We start from the raw sequence: 19334 nt of genomic DNA, 5'->3' as shown, positions 1-19334 counted from the left end.
ATTTTTTATAAATATTTATTCACCAATTCATTAAATCTATTTTGTGTCTTTGCAAATCCTTTTTCCTTTTTATTAAACCCCGTCTCAAATTCTTCCAATTCTTTCTCATCTATTTCATAGGGTTTTCCTTCATCAAATATTCCCCTTATTCCATTTAGGGCATTTGGGTATAATTCTAAGACCAATAACGCTGCGGGATATTTTTTATCCTTGTTTGTTATGGTATATTCCTTTGATTCTTTAAATCCAAATCTTTTATAATATTCAGGATCGCCATATATTATTATTGCCTTATACCCCAATTCTTTTGATAAATTTATGGTATGTTTTATTAATTTACTTCCAATTCCATTGTTTTGATATTCCGGCGATACACTTAGCGGACCAAATGTTAATACGGTATATTCTTTATCCATGTTTTTAATTTTTGCTTTTACATATACAATGTTTCCAATAAGTTTATTGTTATAAATTGCTACAAAATCCAATTCTTTAATAAATTCAGTGGCCTTCCTTAAATTATGAATGAGTAAATGTTCACCACAACCCGGAAAATACACATTCCAGAATGCTTCTCTGGTTAGTTCCTCAACAATTCTATAATCTTTTTCTTCTTCAAGCCTTAAATTGATTTCCGTAAAATCAAGAATATCCTTGCCATTTTTAGCTTCCATATTGTATGTTATGCATGATAATGTGTAATGTCAAGCCTTTTTATACTTGTAGAATGCCGCCGGTAATGGTACAATTCAGGTATAACGTGAAGTGTAAAGGAAACGGTATGGCAAAAATAGGTATTTTGGGCGCCGGCGCCTGGGGAACCGCGGTGGCCAAGGTTATCGCCGATAAGGGAAACGATGTGCTGATCTGGAGCCACAGCAAATCTGCCCTGGAGGACATCAATGTACGGCACGTCAATTCCCGGTATCTGCCCGAGGTAGCCCTGCCGAATAATCTCCAAGCCTGCGATGATATCATTGAAACGGCTAATGGTAAAGAATATCTCATCCTGGCGGCCCCGTCACTCTATCTGCTGGATACGGTAAAACAGATCCTGACGGCGCCGTCCATACGGGAAGGGGAGACCGCCATTGCGGTGCTCACCAAGGGCTTCCTCCCCTCGCCCAAGGGGCCCCGGTTAATCCTGGAAACCCTGGAGGATTACCTGCCGGGTTTTTACCGCCAATCCCTGGTCTATATCGCCGGGCCAAGCCATGCGGAAGAAGTTTCCCGGGGGAAGATCACCGGCCTTATCGCCGCCAGCGAGAATGCCAAGAATTCCATACGGTTCCGGGATCTGTTAAAAAGCCCCCGGCTTTTAGTTTTTTCCTCTTTTGATGTCCGGGGGGTTCAGGTTGCGGCGGCGGCGAAGAACGTTATCGCCATTGCCTTCGGGATGCTGGATGCCTTGAAGACCGCCAAATCCTATGCCGGCGCAGAGGATATGTTCGGGGACGGAACAGAATCACTGCTTCTTGCCGCCGGGCTTAACGAGATACAGACCCTGGGCAAGGCCATGGGGGCGACCCACGCAGAAACCTTTACTTCTATCTCAGGAGTGGGGGACCTTGATGTTACCTGCCGTTCCGTATTTGGCAGAAACCGCCGCTTTGGTCGGGAAATTATCGAAAAGAATATTATGGGCCCCTTTATCAACTTGGATGATCTCATCGCCCGGATCGCCGAGGTCGGGTACCTGCCCGAGGGGGTGGTGGCTGCCAGGTATGTAAAAGCCCTGGCGGAAAAATTCAAACTCAAGATGCCCATATCCACGGGGCTCTATCAAATACTAAACCGCGAGACCGAGCCGGAAGATTTTCTGCGCTCCTTCTTAAAAGGAATGGAATAACGATGTTAGATAAACTAACCCAGAAAATTTCCGATGCCCTCCGTATTGTTTCGGGGAAGGCGACGATCACCGAGAAAAATATTGACGATGCGGTGGAGGCCATCAAGATGGCTTTGCTGGAGGCGGATGTAAATCTCCGGGTAGTCCGCCGTTTTGTTAATTCTACTATCGAAGAGGCGAAAGGGGAGAAAGTTCTCCGTTCGGTTGATCCGGGTCAGCAATTTGTCAAGATTATTCACGACAAGTTAACCGGTTATCTGGGGGATACCACCCTGAATGCCAACGGGCGCTCGGCGCAGGAACTCCAGCTCAAGGGACCGGACACTATTTCTGTTATCCTCATGTTGGGGCTTCAGGGTTCGGGGAAGACCACCAGTTCCGCCAAACTGGCCCTGCGGCTCAAAAAGGAAGGACGCAAGCCCCTCCTCGTAGCCTGTGACCTGGTGCGGCCTGCGGCTATGGAACAATTAGCGGTACTGGGAAATCAGATCGGCGTACCGGTGTACAAAGAAGACGGGGCTAAAGATAGTGTTAAGGTTTTTAAGGAGGCATGGAACTATGCCGGGAAAAATCTGATCGACACTATTATTGTTGATACCACGGGTCGGCTTCAGATAGACGAACCCATGATGGAAGAACTTTCCCGGCTCAAAAACGCCGCTAAGCCCGATGAACTCCTCCTGGTGGCGGATTCTATGACCGGCCAGTCCGCAGTGGATATCGCCAAGACTTTTGATGAAAAAATCGGCCTTACCGGAGTTATCCTTACCAAGTTCGATTCCGATACCCGGGGCGGCGCGGCGCTTTCCCTCAAGACCGTTACCGGCAAGCCCCTCAAGTTTGTGGGTACCGGGGAAAAACCCGAAGACTTTGAACTATTCCACCCTGAACGTATGGCAAGCCGTATCCTAGGCATGGGAGATGTGGTCACCCTGGTGGAAAAAGCCCAGGAGGTGATCGACCAGAAGGAAGCGGAAGAGCTCCGGAAAAAAATGGAGAAGGAGAATTTCACCCTGGAGGATTGGCTGGGCCAGCTTCGTTCCATGAAGAAGATGGGTTCCCTTCAGTCCATGCTGGAAATGATCCCCGGTATGGCGGGGCAAATCAGCGAAGAGGATATCGACAAGGCGGAGCTGAAATACCAGGAGGCCATACTTTCTTCCATGACCCGGAAGGAACGGGCGAACCATCTGATCATCGGCCCTTCCCGCCGTTCCCGGATCGCCCGGGGTTCCGGTACTTCGGTGTCCGAAGTGGGAAGGCTCCTCAAAAAATTCGAGAAGATGCGGACCATGATGAAAAAGATGTCCAAGATGAGCAGGAATCCTGCGGCTGCTCAATCAATGTTTTCAAAGATGGGGCAGTTCCAGGGACGGTGATCGTTTTTTCTCAATCATGGCCAGGGTGACTCCGGAGATTACCAGAATTGCTCCCGCCCACTGAATGGGATAGAGCCGGTACCGCCACTAATATATACAATTTCCATGATCTTTCATAGCGTGGAGAAATACTTTATAATGACCGGGGGACTGGTTATGGGAAGCGTATCGCCATATTATTCATCTGAAAATTTTGTCTTGTATAATGCCGATTGTCTTGAAGTATTAGCCGGTATGCCGGAGAATACCATAGATATGATATTTGCGGACCCTCCCTATATGCTTTCCAATGATGGATTCACCTGCCGGAACGGCAGAATGGCAACGGTAAATAAGGGGAAGTGGGACACAAGCAAGGGGCTTGAGGAAGACATGGCGTTTCACGATACATGGATTTCCGCCTGCCGCAGAGTCCTAAAGCCCGAAGGAACTATTTGGATAAGCGGTACTTATCATAGTATATATCTGTGCGGTTATCTTCTGCAAAAAAATAATTTTCATATTCTTAATGATATTGCCTGGTTTAAACCTAATGCCGCGCCCAATTTAAGCTGCCGTTTTTTTACCGCATCCCATGAGACCTTATTATGGGCACGAAAGGAAAGGGATTCAAAGCATATATTCAATTATGCTGAATTAAAAAACGGCCTGTTCCCGGAGGATAAATTAAAAAATGAGAATACCCAAATGCGATCCGTATGGTCCATCCCCACTCCTGCTAAGCAGGAAAAAAAACTGGGAAAACATCCGACCCAGAAACCGGTAAATCTATTAACCAGAATTATCATTGCTTCCACAAATCAGGATAGTATTATTTTAGATCCCTTCAATGGCGCCGGTACAACCGGAGTCGCCTGTGGGATCTTAGGCAGGCGGTATATTGGCATTGAAATTGATGCCGCCTTTTGCGAGTTGACTAAGAAAAGACTACAGGATGCGCCTGAATAATGCGTATCATATTAACATCGGTCCATCTTTATGACGGTCCCGAGGCTGTTCCCCTGGGTGCAGCTTCGGTAGCTTCCGCCCTGAAAGCGGCTTTCCCAAAACTTGCTGTCTCCCTGGTTGAAAGCTTTGTTGCCGACGGAGCCGAGGTTCTGGCGACCAAAATCATTGCCGGGCTTCCGCAGGCTGTTGGATTTTCCATTTACAATTGGAATCGATCTATTATGCTGGAAGCTGCAAAATGTATGCGTACCGGGAATCCTGACATTTTCCTTTTCTGCGGCGGCCCTGAGGCGACCGCCCTTCCCCAAGGCCTCTCTGTTTCCGATGGCGGCCCCTTCGACGCGGTAATCCCCGGTGAAGGGGAGGCTGCCGCAGTTGAACTTATTAGACGCCGGTTCTTTGGGGCAGGTCCGGAGCCGGCTGATTCCGTCAATGTGCCCTCACCCTGGCTTGACGGAACCCTTCGTGTCAAAGGCCGTGAGGGGGCGCTCTGGGAACTGGCCAGGGGTTGTCCATATTCCTGCGCGTATTGTTATGAATCTAAGGGAAAGCGGCAGGTCCTGTATTTTCCCGGGGAGCGGATCCAGGAAGAGCTGCGGCTTTTTGTTCATGAACATATCTCCTATGTGTTTGTCCTGGACCCGACCTTCAACAGTAATAATAAGCGGGCCCTGGGGATCCTTGATATGATAGCCGGGGAAATCCGGAAAAACCCGGGATCCGAAATGCACTGGCACTTTGAGGTTCGGGGCGAGCTGCTTACCCGGGAACAGGCCCGGCATTTTGCGAGCCTTGGGGCGTCCCTCCAAATAGGTCTCCAGACCGCCGACCTCAAGGTTTCCGCTTTGATAGGCCGGGAACTGGATCGGAATCACTTCGCTTCCCGGATAGGGCTGCTCAACGAGGAAGGGGTGGTCTTCGGCCTGGACCTTATCTACGGCCTTCCCGGGGACAGCCTCGCGGGGTACCGGCGGAGTCTGGACTACGCCCTCTCCCTTTACCCCAATAGCCTTGATATGTTCCGGCTTTCGGTACTGCCGGGGACGGCCCTCTTTGACAAGGCGGCGGAATACGGCTTGGAGGCGGATAGCAAAGCCCCTTATATGGTTCAGTCCACGCCGGATTTTTCCGCCGCCGATTTGGCCAGAGCAGAAACCCTATCTCAAGCGGCGGATCTGTTCTACAACCAAGGCAGGGCAGTGGCCTGGTTTAACCAGACTCTGCGGCCCCTGCGGATAAGGCCCTCGGCCTTTCTTGAGGGCTTCGGCAGTTTTGCCGGGAAGAATATTGAGGAAGCGCAGCTTACATGGCTTGAACAGAAGTACCGGCAGGCGAAAAAGGAGCCGCTCCTGCCGGCGGTGCGGGACCTGGTGCGCTTTCACGGCGCCTGGGGCCGGGCGCTGGCGGAGGGAGCATCCACGGAAATCAGTCTTGCTTATCACCCGGATGATGTGCTGGGAGAAAGAGCCCTGGATTTAGAGTCCTTTGTCCGGGGAGTCAAACCCCATCCGGGGAAGTTTCGGGTGCGGCCCGGAAACGACGGACCCGAGACAGCGTGGATATAAGGGAATAATGTAGCTATACTCTATCCATGGGTAAACCCAAAACACAGATAGAAACGGCGATCCGTCACTGGTATAGTTCCCGTTTGGCGGTAGTCCTGGAAAGCATCCTTATCGGCTTTATTGTGGGCTTTGTAATTGTACTATTCCGCATTTTACTGAGCCGGGCCGATTCCCTGCGGCATTGGATTTACGGGATCCTCCTGCCGGGAAAGCCCTGGTATTGGACTGCAGCCCTGGTTCCAATCCTGATACTGATTGGCCTTTTCCTGGGCTGGGCAGCCAAAGCAAGGCCCATGATAAAAGGGAGCGGTATACCCCAGGTAAAAGGCGCCCTAAGCCGGGAACTGAGCCTGAACTGGGCTCCGGAACTGCCCCTCAAACTGATCACCGGAGTGCTTGGTCTTGGGGCCGGCCTTTCCTTGGGACGGGAGGGGCCGTCCATACAAATCGGCGCCTATGTGGGCATGGGAGTGCTTAGTCTATTCCGCAGGCCCTATGGGGAACGAAAATTCCTCATCACCGCCGCTTCCGCCGCCGGGGTGTCGGCGGCCTTTAACGCTCCCCTGGCGGGGGTGCTCTTTGTTCTGGAAGAGATGCAGTCCTCCTTCACCCCCCTCATGATAGCATGCGCCATGGGCGCTTCCATGGCGGCGGATACGGTGGCGGGCTATTTTTTCGGTCTGGGCCCGGTGTTTGATTTTCGGCATATCACCCTTCTCCCTATCCATGCCTTCCCCTGGGTGGTCCTTTTGGGTGTACTCTGCGCCCTTCTTGGCGATCTTTTTAAGCGCCTCCTCTACGGAGCCCTGGACTTCTACGACAAGCTTGTGATTCCCCAGGTGATCCGTCCCATACTTCCCCTGATGGTCTCCATCCCCCTTGGGTTTTTCCTTTTCGATGTTACCGGCGGCGGTCACGGCCTGATAGAATCCCTATCCGGCACGAACAGAACTCTAACAATGATAATAATACTGCTCGCAGGGAAAATGCTCTTTACGGTATTTTCTTTCGGTTCCGGAACCTCCGGAGGAATTTTCCTGCCCCTCCTGGCCTGCGGCGCCCTTACCGGCGCCGGGCTGGGGAAACTGCTGACCGGCTGGGGATTTATCCAAGATGCCCAGACCCTCAACTTCATGATCCTGGGGATGGCCGCCTTTTTCGCCGCCGTGGTTAAGGCCCCGGTTACGGGCATCGTTCTGATCCTGGAGATGAGCGGTAGTTTTAATCACATGGTGAGCCTGGTTCTGGTTGCCCTTTCCGCCTTTGTTACCACCGATGTGATCGCCTCAAGGCCTGTATACGCAGTATTGCTGGAACGAATACTGCAAAACAAAAAGCGGCAGCCCGATGTACCGGAGAAGCCCGAATCTGACGGTGGGTATGAACTTGGGTGAACCTCTTTCGCCGCAGTTCCGGGGCTTCCTGGTCCACGCCTGGGCGGATCATCGTCAGGATCGGCTCTATCTTACCGGCCGCCTTGAGGATGGGCGTTCCTTCGCGGCAGTCCAGTTTTGGCGGCCCTGTTTTCATATCTACGAACACGACACGGCCCGATGCGCAGATTTGCTGTCATCCATAAAATATGAAGTATTTCCTTCCGATCTCGAATCTTTTTCGGGAACAGAAAAGCTACTTTTTCTCTGTTTTTCCCGTTACGGAGATCGTTCCCGGGCAGCGAAAATTCTGGAACAGACCGGAATACCCAGCCCCGACATGGATATGAAACCCCAGGATTTATTTCTGGCTGAAAAATACATCCGGGGTTTCCTGCGGATCCGGGGCGATTCCCGTCCCGGCCGTCTGGTAAATCTGGTTTTCCCGGATGCGGAAATTCTCCCCCCTGACACCGATAGTAATCCTATTAAGGTTCCTTTGCAGATAGCATCTATAGATATTGAAACCGATACCCGGAATGGGACCATACGCGCCGTGGCGATTGCTCTGACGGATTCGGATTTTTGCGGGACAAGCGGACTGGTCCGAGTCCTGGCGCCGACTCCCTGTAATACAGACTGTATTACAGTACCCGGTACCGGACCTGTCTTTCATGCCGATGAACCGTCTCTCCTCCGCTCTTTTGTAGCGGACATACAGGACATGGACCCGGATGTACTTACGGGCTGGAACTTCCTGGACTTCGATTTCCCACGGCTGGCTGAACGCTGTGAGCATTACGGCATCCCCTTTGCCTTGGGCCGCGCTGCGGGATCGGCAAATCAGGATGGGGCTAAGTTTTTTTCCGGCGAAGGCAGACGATCCGCCGCAGCATTAGTGCCGGGGCGGCAGGTTATCGACGCCCTGCGGATAGTCCGGTCCGGCCCGCGGCGTTTTTCCGACTATACCTTGGAAACCGTATCACAGGCGGTACTGGGGGAAGGCAAGATCGTGGCCGCCTCGGGGAAAGATAAAATAGCTGAGCTGGACCGGCTCTATGCAGAGGACCCCCGGCTCTTCGGGGAATATTGCTACAAGGATGCCGCCCTGGTCCCGGGGATTCTTGCCAAGACCGGCCTCTTCCGGCTTACCCTGGAGAGGGCTGCCCTAACCGGGGTTTCCCTAGATAAGGCATGGACCAGCGTGGTGAGCTTTGAACGGATCTACGGTATGGAACTCCGCCGCCGATCCATTGCTCTGCCGCCGCCGAACCCGCCGGATTTTCAGGTATCCGGGGCTGCCGGGGGAACCGTGCTGGAGCCTCTGTCCGGACTTTTTAGTAATGTTGCGGTTTTCGATTTCCGCAGTCTCTATCCAACCATCATGCGGAGTTTCAACATCGATCCCTTAGCCCACGAGCGGGCTATTATTCACGAACGCTCTCCCCAAGATCAGCCCGCGATTATTGCTCCCAACGGCGCCGCCTTTTCCCGACAGCCGGGAATACTGCCGGAACTTATTGCGAATTATTTTGCCGAGCGGCGAAAAGCTCTGGATGCGGGAGATGAAAACGCAGCATTTGTGTATAAAATACTGATGAACAGTTTTTATGGCGTTCTTGGAACTGCCAGCTGCCGCTACGGCCGTACGGAACTGGCTGGTTCCATCACCTCCTTTGCCCGGAAGTGGCTCCTCCTCTCCCAGGACTGGTTTACCGAACGAGGCTACCAGGTGCTGTACGGCGACACGGATTCCCTCTTTGTGGAAACCGGTCTTGGCGATGAAGCCAGCCTGGATGAGTATATCAAAACATGCGGTACTCTTACCACGGAACTGAATAGTTTTCTTACGGAACGTATAGGGTCGGAATATAATCTGGAATCCTTTCTGGAACTGCGGTTCGAAAAAGCTTATCGTCGTTTTCTGATTCCCCCACTCCGGAGTATCCACGACGAAGGTGAGACCCGTGGCCGGGCTAAGGGCTATGGAGGTTATCTTATAGATAGTGATGGCGCTATGTCGGTGGAGGTAAAGGGCATGGAGGCGGTACGGAGCGACGCCACCCCCCTGGCTCGGCGGATACAGGTGGAGCTGCTGGAATTAGTATTCGGCGGAGGCGGCGAAGAGGCCTTCGGGAGGCAGATCGTAGAAATACTGCGGGAACTCCGGCAGGGGAAACTGGATGAGGAACTGGTATACCGGAAGCGGCTCTCCCGTCCGCCCGAGACCTACACGGCCTCCACTCCGCCCCAGGTAAAGGCCGCCCGGCTATTGGGCTGGAAGGGCCGCCGGGGTACGGTGGAATATGTCTGGACTATCTCCGGGCCTGAGCCGGCGTCCCTGCCCCACGCTCCCTTCGATTACGATCACTACACGGATGCTCAGGTACTGCCGGTAGCTCTGTCTATTGCCGCCGCCGCAGGATGGGATACGGAGCCTTTCCAAAAAAAGAGCAGAAGCCGCCAGTCCCGAAAGGATCTTGTCACAGGGCAGCTGGAATTGGAATTTTTGTGAACCGATAGTCCCCTTTATGGTGTTTTATTTCCCTACATAAGGGGCGCGAAAATCCGCAGTACATCCCGGCCAAAATTGCGTATGGGGCTGCGGGAGCAATCTTCCAGGGTGATCTGTGTGGAGATGGGAATCGTCTTTAGAAAATCCTCTTTAACTTTACTGACGGCGCTGTTTTTGTAAATCCAGACCCCGCATTCAAAGTGCAGATACAGGCTGCGGTAATCCAGGTTGGTGGTACCCACGGTGGCAACCTTGTCGTCGGACACAAAGGTCTTTGAATGATTAAAGCCGCTGGTGTACTCGTAGACCTTTACCCCCGCCATGACCAGCTGCCGGTAATAGGACCGGGATACCATCCGTACAAACCATTTGTCCCAGCGATGGGGGGTGATGATCCGCACATCAACACCGCTCTTTGCCGCCAGAGTCAGGGCGGAAAGGAGATTGTCGTCTATCACCAGGTAGGGAGTGTTGATGTACACATACTCCTTAGCATTGTTGATGATCTGGATGTAGACATGTTCCCCCACGTTTTCCGCATCAATGGGGCTGTCCGCATAGGGCTGCACATAGCCGTCGGATTTTACCGGACAGGGATCTTCCCTCCAGGGATAAAAATCCCCATAGCTCTCCATTACCTTTTTCCCCAGGTCCCACATTTGTAAGAAGATCAGGGTAAGACTCCAGGCAGCTTCCCCTTCGATCATGATTGCTGCGTCTTTCCAGTGGCCGTATTTTGGGAAGATATTGATATATTCATCCGCCAGGTTCATACCCCCGGTGAAGGCAACCTTGCCGTCGATGGAAACGATCTTCCGGTGATCCCGGTTGTTTTGAAGAGAGGAAAAGATAGGCTTAAAGAGGTTGAAAATAGTACAGCGAATACCCCGCTGCTCCATCTGCTGTTTAAAGTCCGGCGGCAGGGACATGAAGCATCCAAGGTCATCGTACATGAGCCGCACGTCCAGACCCTCCCGGGCTTTTCGTTCCATAATATCCAGGATAGGGTCCAGCATTTGCCCTTCGCTGAGTATGAAAAATTCCAGGAAGATATACCGTTCCGCCTTTTCCAGTTCCACCAGAACCTGTTTGAAAAAATCTTCCCCCGAAGGAAAGTATTCGGCCTGGGTATGGACATAGATGGGAAATCCCGCGTATTCCTGCAGGTACCGGGCCTGGGGCAGGCAGTCTTCGTAATTTTCCATGAGGAAGGGCAGGGAATCTCCGGGAAGCAAGAAGAGAGGCCGGCACTGCCGTTCGCTTTCCGCGAAGTACCTCTTTAACTTGCGGGGATTAGACTGAAAATAAAAGATGATGTACAGGATCCCCCCGAAGATAGGGAAGAGCATGATAAGGAAAATCCAGGTTAGTTTATAGGCGGATTTTTCTTTTTTATTGACTATATATATACAAACCAGTACGCTCACCACATTCAGAGCCCAGCCCACATAGTGGGAATTCATACTCGTGCTGGCGATGAGGGACAGTATAAACGCTATTTGTATAAGCAGGATAGCTATAACAAAAATCCGCCTCCTGAATACAGCCCGAAACCATTTTTTTTCTTTCACCGAATACTCCGTTCGTTATGAAGTATATACCAACCGGGGGATCAAAACCAGATTGGAATGTACTTAATATTTGTTTAGTAGTAACTGATCCGGTAATCCCCAATCGTCTTAAACCCAAGCTGCCGGTAGATTTTCTGTGCCGCCGGATTGTCTTTCTTTACAAAAAGGGTAAGCCCCCTGCCTGCTTTGATAAGCTCCCCAACAAAAGCTGCGGTCATCCGGCGTCCTATGCCTTGGCCGCGGTACTCTGGGAGGACGTAGACACCGCCGATCTGGACGCGGGAAAAGGAGGCGGCGTTGGTATTGATCTTCCCTACGATGCGGGTACCCAGGCAGGCTATGAGGGATTGTTCCCGGGTCAGGATCTTGCTTAGGTTGCAACGGCATGCTACGGGGTTGAAAGCCGTGTCCTTGGGAAGAACTTCTTCCTTTTCGTATGCAGCCTGGAGGGGGTACAGTAGATCCATGTCGGTAAAACCCGGTTTGCGGAGGACAAGCTCTTGGGGACCGGAACAGTTTTCCCACCCGCTCTGACTATCCAGGGTCATGAGGTCGTAATTTCGGTGTTCCGCCGCATGGTAACCCCGGCTTGCTAAAGCGGTTTCCAGGAGCTCCGCTTCATCAAGCATACCCAGGACCGCACGGATACTGATCCTGCCCAGGAAGCTTTTTATAAACCGGGGCAGGGGAGGATTCCGGGTACTGCCAAAGACGGGGAAGAGCATACCGCCGAAGCGGAGGAGTACCGCCGAGATGGTTCCGTCCGGATCGGTGAGATACCACACCTGTTCATGCGGTGAATTTTTTTGCAGAAATTGTGCGCAGGCGTTTACGCAGTAATACTCATGGGATCTAAGAAACTCCTCCGTTCGGATCGCCTCTGATTTGCCGGCTCTTCGCCACCGTTTTTTCATTGCAGGGGAAGCCGGCCCTGAGCGGGGATGCGGCCCAGCATGGAGGAGAAGCCTGCCACAAAGGATTCCGGCGCATAACTATAGACTGCCACGGCGCCGTCAATCCAGGGAACCTGATCGAGGTAAACCGGGCTGAGAACGGAAAAAACGATGACCCGCTTTCCCAGCCACCGGAGGTTTTTAAGAACGTTTAACCCTTCGGTATCGGCAAGGCAGAAGATGATCGTGTCCGACCGGCGGGCATAGCCCTGCAGCTCTTCTATCGCCTCCTCCGACGGGGTGTACCAGTAGCCGGTGGCGCCGGGATAGGCCGATTTGCCGGTGCTGAAAAAGTCCAGGTATTGACCTGCCAGGAGTACCCTGCCGGCTTTTTCCCGGCTTAGGGGGAAGATGGCCTGGTCTTGATCTTCACCCTTGAGAATAGTAACGCTGCGGGCTGCCAGGTCCAGGAAGAAACGGATTCCATCGGGATCGGGCAGACCCGCTTCCGCCTTGCGGAGGTCCGGCACGTAGGGTACCGCAGTTTCACCCCGCAGGTGTTCCAGCTTAGTCACAATAATCCTACGGGCGGCATCCCGTACCCGGTCCCGGAAAGCCGGTTCCTGCCGCATGGAGGCGAGCAGGTTGGTCCAGACCGGATCGCTCAGGTTGGGGGTTTTGGAGAGCATGATAATATCGTTACCCGAAAGAAGGGCCTGTTTCGCCGCCTGAGAAAGGCTCCCCGCCCAGGTGGTAGCACCGTTCATCATCAGATCATCGGTAATGATCAACCCCTGAAATCCTATCCGGTCCCGGAGTATATCCCGGAGAAACCAGGATGAAAGGGATGCCGGGGTGGACGCCGCCTGGGTATTGGGAAAGGCCAGGTGCCCGCTCATGATCGCCGGGATTTTTTCCTTGGCGAGCATACGGTATGGGATCAGCTCCCGGTCCCAGAGCACCTCGAAGGGAACCGTTATCCGGGGCAGGACCCCGTGGGAATCCAGGTCCGTATCGCCGTGCCCGGGGTAGTGTTTCGCCGTGGCGATAACCCCCGCTGCCTGCTGCCCCTTCATAAAAGCGGTCCCCAAAAGGCCTGCCCGCACAGGATCGTTACCGAAGGACCGGGGACCGATGACGGTGGAAGCCAGGTTCGTATAGATATCCACCGTGGGGGCGAAGTTCATGTTGATACCCAGCAGCGCCAGTTCCCGGCCTATGTAGTAGCCCGAAAGGTAGGCGTCCCGGGGATACCCCGAAGCGCCGATGGCCATATTACCCGGGGTCTCGCTGGTGGCGCCCTTTACATGGCGTATCCAGCCCCCCTCCTGATCCGTGGCCACCAGGAGCGGTACCTTAAGTTTTCCCGCCAGGGACACCTGCTGGAGTGATCCCACGGTTTCCGCCAGCCTGAGGGTATCACCGGTATTCCATCCGAAGATCTTTACCCCGCCGATATGCCGATCCCGGATCCAGTCCAGGATGAGCGGCGAAGGCTCCGCGCCCACCCAGCCAAGCATGAAGGTCTGAGCCAGGGCTTCTTCATCGGACATGGCTTCCACCAGGGCGGCCGCCAACTCCGGCCCGTCACCGGTATCGGTAAAGCTAAGAGGAAAGATTTTTGCAGTACAAAGAAGCAATGGAAATAAAAAGCATGATAGGGTACGGCTGCGAAGTGTCATATGTTGTATTCAATTATATTATAGAGAAATAGTCAATTCTATATGTTAATCGGGGATGTAATTATATTCATAGGTGGATTATAATTCATAAAAATGGAGTATTTATAGGGAAATCGAATATTTGTTCTAAAATTATCTTTATTTTTATAGTAAGGTATTGGTGCGAAAATGTTGGCGGAGGAGTCGAAAAAACTATGAGATACAATGAAGTAAAACCATCTTCCCATACCGATTTAGAAATTATTCTCAGCAGACTGGATAAAGAGGATCTCACCGCCTTCCTATTGGAATATGCGGCTCAGAATGATGACTTCCATGATACTCTTTTAATCCGTTTTTCTGAAAAGGCCGATATTGAAGAAAATCTTGATAATCGGGATTTTAGAAAGATTGCCATTGAGCATGCTGTGGCCGAAAAGAAATATGAAAGGGCGTTGGAACTATGTTCCGGAGGTGAACAAGCAGAGACTGGATATAAAGGGAAAGCTGATGAATGGCAGCATCTTAAGTACATGATCTATGAAGAACAAAAAGATATAACTAAACAAAAAGAACTGGCCCTTATGTTAACCCTTGGGGGTGATTTTTCCTATTACCAAAAATTGAAGACCCTCTACCTCGTGGAAGAATGGCCTGATGTTTTACAGAATATCTTGGAGAAATTGGAAAAGAGCAATCATAAATATGGTGTTTATATACAAATTTGCATCCATGAACATTTGCAAGAAAAGCTTTTGGCCTATTGCCGGGAGAATCATTCCTCAGCCGTTGAACTCTATCCTCACCTAATTCCCAAATTTTCTGATGAGTTGAATGAAATCTTTATGGCTCATATTAGGCAGGAAGCAATCCAGGCGTCCAACAGACATGAATATAAAGCGGTTACCGGAATCATTAAACATCAAGTTAAGGCTTGTGGAAAGGAGAAGGAGAAATTTATTATAGCGGAATTACTTGCCGCCTATCCCAGACGACCGGCCTTTATTGATGAGCTGAATAAAATTAAGGTTTAATATGCGCCTAAATTGCGAGTATATCCGCTTGACAGATATATCTGTTTGCCGTATATTATATATATGAAAGAACGGATTGAAACCCCTACGGTAGGGGAAATGTTGAAAGAAGAATTTTTGGACCCCTTGGGTATAAGCGCGTATGGTTTAGCTAAACATATTAACGTGCCCAGTTCACGGATTTTAGATATTCTTCATGGGAAACGAAGAATTACCGTTGAAACAGGGCTGAAACTTTCCCGGTATTTTGGTATGTCGGATCGATTTTTCATCGATCTTCAAACAGATATTGATATCCGCAACGAAAAAATCGTACTTGTTGCTGAATTAGCTAAGATTGAACCTGCCATAGCCGGTTAATCTTTTCAACGGCTAATCTTCGATGAGTTAGCCGTTACGAAAACGGAGTGAACATGAAATCTATAAAATCGCTGATCCATCGATATATCTTTTCGAATGAACTTTCCCTGGATGCGAGAATTTTAAACATGGTATGCGCCTTTGGTTTGGCAGCGGCGGTGGCCGCCACAGCCGCCCGCATCATAGAAAAAGCTCCTCCCATCGCTATGCTTGCCATGGCTGCCATGTTTGTTTTCATTATCGGCCTCCTTATTGTGAGTAATCGTTTTAAGTTGTATAAGATCGGAATCTGGATTTCCTTGATTTCCCTCGGCGATGTCCTATTCCCTGTTATTTATTTTACCAATGGCGGCATCAACAGTGGTATGGCCGCGTATTTTGTGCTGAGTATGGTCATCATCTTTCTCTTGTCCCGGGGAAAGAGCTGCGTTGTTATCCTTATACCCCATATTATTATTATTCTGGCCTGTTATTTTATCGGTTATCGTTATCCGGATTTGATCCGTCCCGTAAGTACCTTTCAACTATATGTGGATACTATCCAGTCCCTGCTGGTTACGGGTTTTTTTATCGGCTTTGTTATTAAATTCCAGAGCCGGATTTACAATGACGAAAAGCAAAAGGTCGAAATTACGGGAAGAGAACTTGCCCGGCAGGATCAGCTCCTCCATGTTATAAACGAAGCCGCAACGCTTCTGCTCGCTTCCGATGCAAATACCTTCAAGGCAGCTCTGGATACCAGTATGGAGATGATGGCCCGCTGCGTGGACGTGGATCGTATCCATGTTTGGAGAAATCAAATTGAGGGTGAGCAGATGTCCTACTCGATCGTGTACGGATGGGCCGCTTCCCCTGAATTAAAACAGGAGAAAATGTCCTTTCTGTACAATCAAAGCTTTCCGGATTGGGCGGCAAAGCTTTTTGCCGGTCAATGTATAGGGGGTCCCCTTACCAGCCTTTCCAAAACTGAGCAGGAACGGCTTGGGCCTTATGGCGTACGGTCTATTCTGGTGGTTCCCCTGTTTTTACAGCATTCCTTTTGGGGCTTTGTTAGTTTTGATGACTGCCGGAATGACCGAGATTTTCCCGAGGCTGAGGTTGGTATTCTACGTTCCGGGGGAATGCTCATCGCAAACGCCATACTGCGTTTTGAAATGACCGAAAACCTTATCCAGGCTAGGGAAGAAGCCCTTTCCAGTACCAAAGCTAAGGGAGATTTTCTGGCGAACATGAGCCACGAAATGCGTACACCCATGAACGCAATCATCGGTATGACCAATATCGCCAAATCCTCTGCAGACCCGGAAAAGAAGGATTATTGTCTCTCTAAAATAGAGGATGCTTCCAATCATCTTTTGGGGGTCATCAACGACGTGTTGGATATGTCAAAAATCGAAGCGAACAAATTTGAACTTTCTTTTACGGAATTCAATTTTGAAAAAATCCTTCAGCGGGTGGTGAATGTAAATAATTTCCGGGTTGATGAAAAGGAGCAGAATTTTACCGTAAAGCTGGATAAAAATATTCCCCGTACTCTTATCGGGGATGATCAAAGGTTGGCCCAGGTTATTACCAACCTTCTTTCCAACGCCATCAAATTTACGCCCCAGCATGGTTCTATCCAACTGAGTACCTTTTTTGAAAAGGAAGAAAACGGCGTCTGTACTATCCGGATTGAGGTACGCGATTCGGGTATCGGGATCAGCGAGGAGCAGCAGCGCAAACTCTTTACCTCCTTCGAGCAGGCGGATAGTAATACCTCCCGGCGTTTTGGCGGTACCGGCCTTGGGCTTGCAATTTCCAAGCGTATCGTCGAAATGATGGACGGGCATATATGGATAGTGTCGGAACTTGACAAGGGTTCAACCTTTGCGTTTACCATTCAGGCGAAACGGGGTTCGGAAAAGAACGGTCTCCTCCGACCCGGGATAAATTGGAAAAATGTCCGGCTTCTTGCGGTGGACGATGATTCGGATATACGATCCTATTTTCTGGATGTCGCCCAGCAGCTTGGTCTCCGCTGCGATACTGCCGCTGGTGGAATCGAGGCCCTCGCCATGGTTGAACAAAAGGGGTCCTACGATATTTATTTTGTTGATTGGAAAATGCCCGGCATGGATGGTGTGGAATTTTCCCGCCGCGTTAAGGAGCGGAGTTCGGGGACCTCCGGGGTTTCACAACCGGAGTCGGTTGTGATCATGATATCCGCTGCGGAGTGGAGCACCGTTATGGACGAGGCCCGGCGAGCGGGTGTGGACAAGTTTCTTTCAAAACCCCTCTTCCCATCAGCTATCGCCGACTGTATCAACGAATGTCTGGGCGCCGAAAATGTACTTGCGGAGAATCAGCAGCCGGGGCAGATTGATCGTTTTGAGGGGTCACATCTCCTGTTGGCGGAGGACATCGACATTAACCGGGAGATCGTACTTGCCCTGTTGGAACCGACGGCTATTGTCATTGATACTGCGGAAAACGGAAGGGAAGCGGTGGAAAGGTTCAGTCAGAACCCGGACAAGTACGATATGATTTTTATGGATATCCAAATGCCCGAAATGGACGGCTATGAGGCAACCCGGCGTATCCGTGCCCTGGATAACAAACGGGCGAAGGAAATTCCCATCATTGCCATGACCGCTAATGTATTTCGGGAGGACATTGAAAGATGCCTTGAGGCAGGGATGAACGGCCACGTCGGCAAACCCCTGGCCATGGACGAGGTGTTGACAAAACTCCGGACCTACCTTCGGTAGTGATACTATATGGCAAAGCCATCCCGTCCGGCTTCTTTTGCCCGGTAGAGTGCCTCATCGGCTTTGCTAAATAATTCATGGTATGCTTGTCCATCCTGCGGAGCAAAGGATATTCCGATACTTGCGGTGATGCCCTTCTCACCGCCCGGCGGAATAATCTTCAGCCATTCATCGCGAATCTGCCACGCCTTTTGTTCCGCCATGGCGACAGAACCGATACTTTTGCAGAAGACCGCAAATTCATCGCCCCCCAATCTGCCGACAATATCCGACTCACGCACCACTCTCCGCAGAGCGTGTGCGCATTCCGACAGAACCATGTCTCCTGCGGCATGGCCGTAATTATCATTGACCGCTTTAAAATAATCTACATCAATCATCAAAAAGGCATTAATCTGATCCGTATCCTGCCGGAGGCGCAGGACGGCGCTTACCTGCTGCTCGAAAGCGCCTCTGTTACAAAGCGAAGTCAACACATCCGTTTCTGATTTGATGGTAACAATGTTCAAGCTGGTGATGTACTCGTCAATCTTCCGCACCATGGATTTCAAGGATTCGGCAAGGCTTTGCATCTCATCCCCGGTGTTGATATCCATAGATAGAATATCGGATGCACCGATTGATTTCTCGCCCTTTGGAGGAGAATCCTGCCCATCAATTTTTCCGGAGAGTTCCAGACTGTTGACAAGAAAGCTATCCGCCGCCTTTGCCATAATATTGATCGGGCGGATGATGGCTTTCCGAATAATATACAGGTATATTACCGCAAACAACGCAGTGGTTATAAGTATGATAATTGCAAGCTGCCAGAGATATGCCGATTGTTTGGCTACCACCTGATTCACATCAAAATCAATTCCCACATATCCTTTACACGTTCCGTCACTGCCATAGAGCGGCTCGCTCACGGTTATTATCCAGCCGTATTGGGTAATTCCCATGACGGTGGTAACTTGTCCGCTATTTCGCAGCTGCTGTACTGTGTCATCGGGGTAAAGATGCCCAACCGTTCCGTCATCGTCAATATAGGTATAGGGATCGTAATGCCCCAATTCACACCACATATCCGAAGGGTCGGTATCATATATATACGTAATCCCATCCTCTGTCGCCCGAAACACATACAATGCTTGAGCCTCACATTCAAGATGAGCTTTCTTAAGTAGTTCCATGGTGTTTTCGTACTTTTTATCTGTGGTAAGAGTATCGAGATACGTATCCAGGGAATCGGGATCAATAATTGCTGCCACAATGCCTGCGGTGGTTTCTCCCATTCTAAAATAATATTCTTCCGTTGATTTTTTGAATCTCAAATACCCAATTATCATCATAACGCCGCTTAGCACCACAATCATAAGGACAATTAAGGCTGTCAGCCATCTGCCCACCGAGCGATTGGTTTTTTGTCCCCGCATTGTTTGGTTTTTCATTTGTAT

General features: G+C 50.7%; 14 protein-coding genes. 9 read left to right on the top strand and 5 right to left on the bottom strand.

The window, feature by feature from the left end:
• Positions 1–5: 5 nt before the first annotated feature.
• Positions 6–674, bottom strand: a complete 669-nt coding sequence (locus LQZ19_RS03455) for a GNAT family N-acetyltransferase (protein ID WP_411046251.1) — start codon at positions 672–674, stop codon at positions 6–8.
• Between the two features lie 107 nt (positions 675–781).
• On the opposite strand from LQZ19_RS03455, the gene LQZ19_RS03450 reads away from it, so the two are divergent.
• From LQZ19_RS03450 to LQZ19_RS03425, 6 genes are all read left to right on the top strand, one after another.
• Entirely contained in the window at positions 782–1849 is a 1068-nt protein-coding gene (locus LQZ19_RS03450; protein WP_411046250.1) for an NAD(P)H-dependent glycerol-3-phosphate dehydrogenase, read from the top strand.
• A gap of 2 nt (positions 1850–1851) precedes the next feature.
• On the top strand, positions 1852–3228 hold the full coding sequence (ffh, locus tag LQZ19_RS03445; RefSeq protein ID WP_411046249.1) for a signal recognition particle protein: 1377 nt from the start codon (positions 1852–1854) through the stop codon (positions 3226–3228).
• A 105-nt stretch (positions 3229–3333) separates the two neighbouring features.
• Complete coding sequence (locus LQZ19_RS03440) at positions 3334–4176, top strand: DNA-methyltransferase (RefSeq protein ID WP_411046248.1); 843 nt, start codon at positions 3334–3336, stop codon at positions 4174–4176.
• Positions 4176–5741, top strand: a complete 1566-nt coding sequence (locus LQZ19_RS03435; RefSeq protein ID WP_411046247.1) for a B12-binding domain-containing radical SAM protein — start codon at positions 4176–4178, stop codon at positions 5739–5741. The genes LQZ19_RS03440 and LQZ19_RS03435 overlap by 1 nt, the downstream gene beginning before the upstream one ends.
• A gap of 26 nt (positions 5742–5767) precedes the next feature.
• The gene (locus tag LQZ19_RS03430; protein ID WP_411046246.1) at positions 5768–7135 is read left to right on the top strand and encodes a ClC family H(+)/Cl(-) exchange transporter; all 1368 of its coding nucleotides are present in this window, start codon (positions 5768–5770) and stop codon (positions 7133–7135) included.
• Positions 7122–9629, top strand: coding sequence for a DNA polymerase domain-containing protein (locus tag LQZ19_RS03425; protein ID WP_411046245.1), 2508 nt, complete (start codon positions 7122–7124; stop codon positions 9627–9629). The genes LQZ19_RS03430 and LQZ19_RS03425 overlap by 14 nt, the downstream gene beginning before the upstream one ends.
• Before the next feature lie 32 nt (positions 9630–9661).
• Here LQZ19_RS03425 and cls read toward each other — a convergent pair whose 3' ends face one another.
• From cls to LQZ19_RS03410, 3 genes are all read right to left on the bottom strand, one after another.
• Positions 9662–11200, bottom strand: a complete 1539-nt coding sequence (gene cls / locus LQZ19_RS03420; protein ID WP_411046244.1) for a cardiolipin synthase — start codon at positions 11198–11200, stop codon at positions 9662–9664.
• A 74-nt stretch (positions 11201–11274) separates the two neighbouring features.
• A complete protein-coding gene (locus LQZ19_RS03415) occupies positions 11275–12114 on the bottom strand; it encodes a GNAT family N-acetyltransferase (RefSeq protein ID WP_411046243.1) in 840 nt (279 codons plus the stop codon).
• The gene (locus LQZ19_RS03410; protein ID WP_411046242.1) at positions 12111–13733 is read right to left on the bottom strand and encodes a glycoside hydrolase family 3 protein; all 1623 of its coding nucleotides are present in this window, start codon (positions 13731–13733) and stop codon (positions 12111–12113) included. Before LQZ19_RS03410 ends, LQZ19_RS03415 begins: the two co-directional genes overlap by 4 nt.
• Before the next feature lie 236 nt (positions 13734–13969).
• Between LQZ19_RS03410 and LQZ19_RS03405 the strand changes: the two genes are divergently transcribed.
• From LQZ19_RS03405 to LQZ19_RS03395, 3 genes are all read left to right on the top strand, one after another.
• Positions 13970–14788: a hypothetical protein gene (locus tag LQZ19_RS03405; protein ID WP_411046241.1), complete on the top strand. Its 819-nt coding sequence runs from the start codon at positions 13970–13972 to the stop codon at positions 14786–14788.
• A gap of 63 nt (positions 14789–14851) precedes the next feature.
• Positions 14852–15148 carry a HigA family addiction module antitoxin gene (locus LQZ19_RS03400; RefSeq protein WP_411046240.1) on the top strand — a complete coding sequence of 99 codons (297 nt, stop codon included), beginning with the start codon at positions 14852–14854 and terminating at the stop codon, positions 15146–15148.
• 53 nt (positions 15149–15201) lie between these two features.
• Positions 15202–17898: a GAF domain-containing hybrid sensor histidine kinase/response regulator gene (locus LQZ19_RS03395; RefSeq protein WP_411046239.1), complete on the top strand. Its 2697-nt coding sequence runs from the start codon at positions 15202–15204 to the stop codon at positions 17896–17898.
• Positions 17899–17903: 5 nt separating this feature from the next.
• On the opposite strand, the gene LQZ19_RS03390 is transcribed toward LQZ19_RS03395, so the two are convergent.
• On the bottom strand, positions 17904–19328 hold the full coding sequence (locus LQZ19_RS03390; RefSeq protein ID WP_411046238.1) for a GGDEF domain-containing protein: 1425 nt from the start codon (positions 19326–19328) through the stop codon (positions 17904–17906).
• Positions 19329–19334 lie beyond the last annotated feature (6 nt).

The sequence above is a fragment of the Treponema primitia genome (assembly GCF_046533075.1).
GTDB classification, from domain to species: domain Bacteria; phylum Spirochaetota; class Spirochaetia; order Treponematales; family Breznakiellaceae; genus Termitinema; species Termitinema primitia_B.
Note: the sequence above shows the minus strand (reverse complement) of the source record. Positions and strands in the feature narration are given on the sequence as shown.

Bases quoted from the DNA above. Each gene is read 5' to 3' on its own strand.
- LQZ19_RS03455 (WP_411046251.1), bottom strand. From the start codon at position 674: ATGGAAGCTAAAAATGGCAAGGATATTCTTGATTTTACGGAAATCAAT.
- LQZ19_RS03450 (WP_411046250.1), top strand. From the start codon at position 782: ATGGCAAAAATAGGTATTTTGGGCGCCGGCGCCTGGGGAACCGCGGTG.
- ffh (WP_411046249.1), top strand. From the start codon at position 1,852: ATGTTAGATAAACTAACCCAGAAAATTTCCGATGCCCTCCGTATTGTT.
- LQZ19_RS03440 (WP_411046248.1), top strand. From the start codon at position 3,334: ATGATCTTTCATAGCGTGGAGAAATACTTTATAATGACCGGGGGACTG.
- LQZ19_RS03435 (WP_411046247.1), top strand. From the start codon at position 4,176: ATGCGTATCATATTAACATCGGTCCATCTTTATGACGGTCCCGAGGCT.
- LQZ19_RS03430 (WP_411046246.1), top strand. From the start codon at position 5,768: ATGGGTAAACCCAAAACACAGATAGAAACGGCGATCCGTCACTGGTAT.
- LQZ19_RS03425 (WP_411046245.1), top strand. From the start codon at position 7,122: ATGAACTTGGGTGAACCTCTTTCGCCGCAGTTCCGGGGCTTCCTGGTC.
- LQZ19_RS03415 (WP_411046243.1), bottom strand. From the start codon at position 12,114: ATGAAAAAACGGTGGCGAAGAGCCGGCAAATCAGAGGCGATCCGAACG.
- LQZ19_RS03405 (WP_411046241.1), top strand. From the start codon at position 13,970: ATGAGATACAATGAAGTAAAACCATCTTCCCATACCGATTTAGAAATT.
- LQZ19_RS03400 (WP_411046240.1), top strand. From the start codon at position 14,852: ATGAAAGAACGGATTGAAACCCCTACGGTAGGGGAAATGTTGAAAGAA.
- LQZ19_RS03395 (WP_411046239.1), top strand. From the start codon at position 15,202: ATGAAATCTATAAAATCGCTGATCCATCGATATATCTTTTCGAATGAA.
- LQZ19_RS03390 (WP_411046238.1), bottom strand. From the start codon at position 19,328: ATGAAAAACCAAACAATGCGGGGACAAAAAACCAATCGCTCGGTGGGC.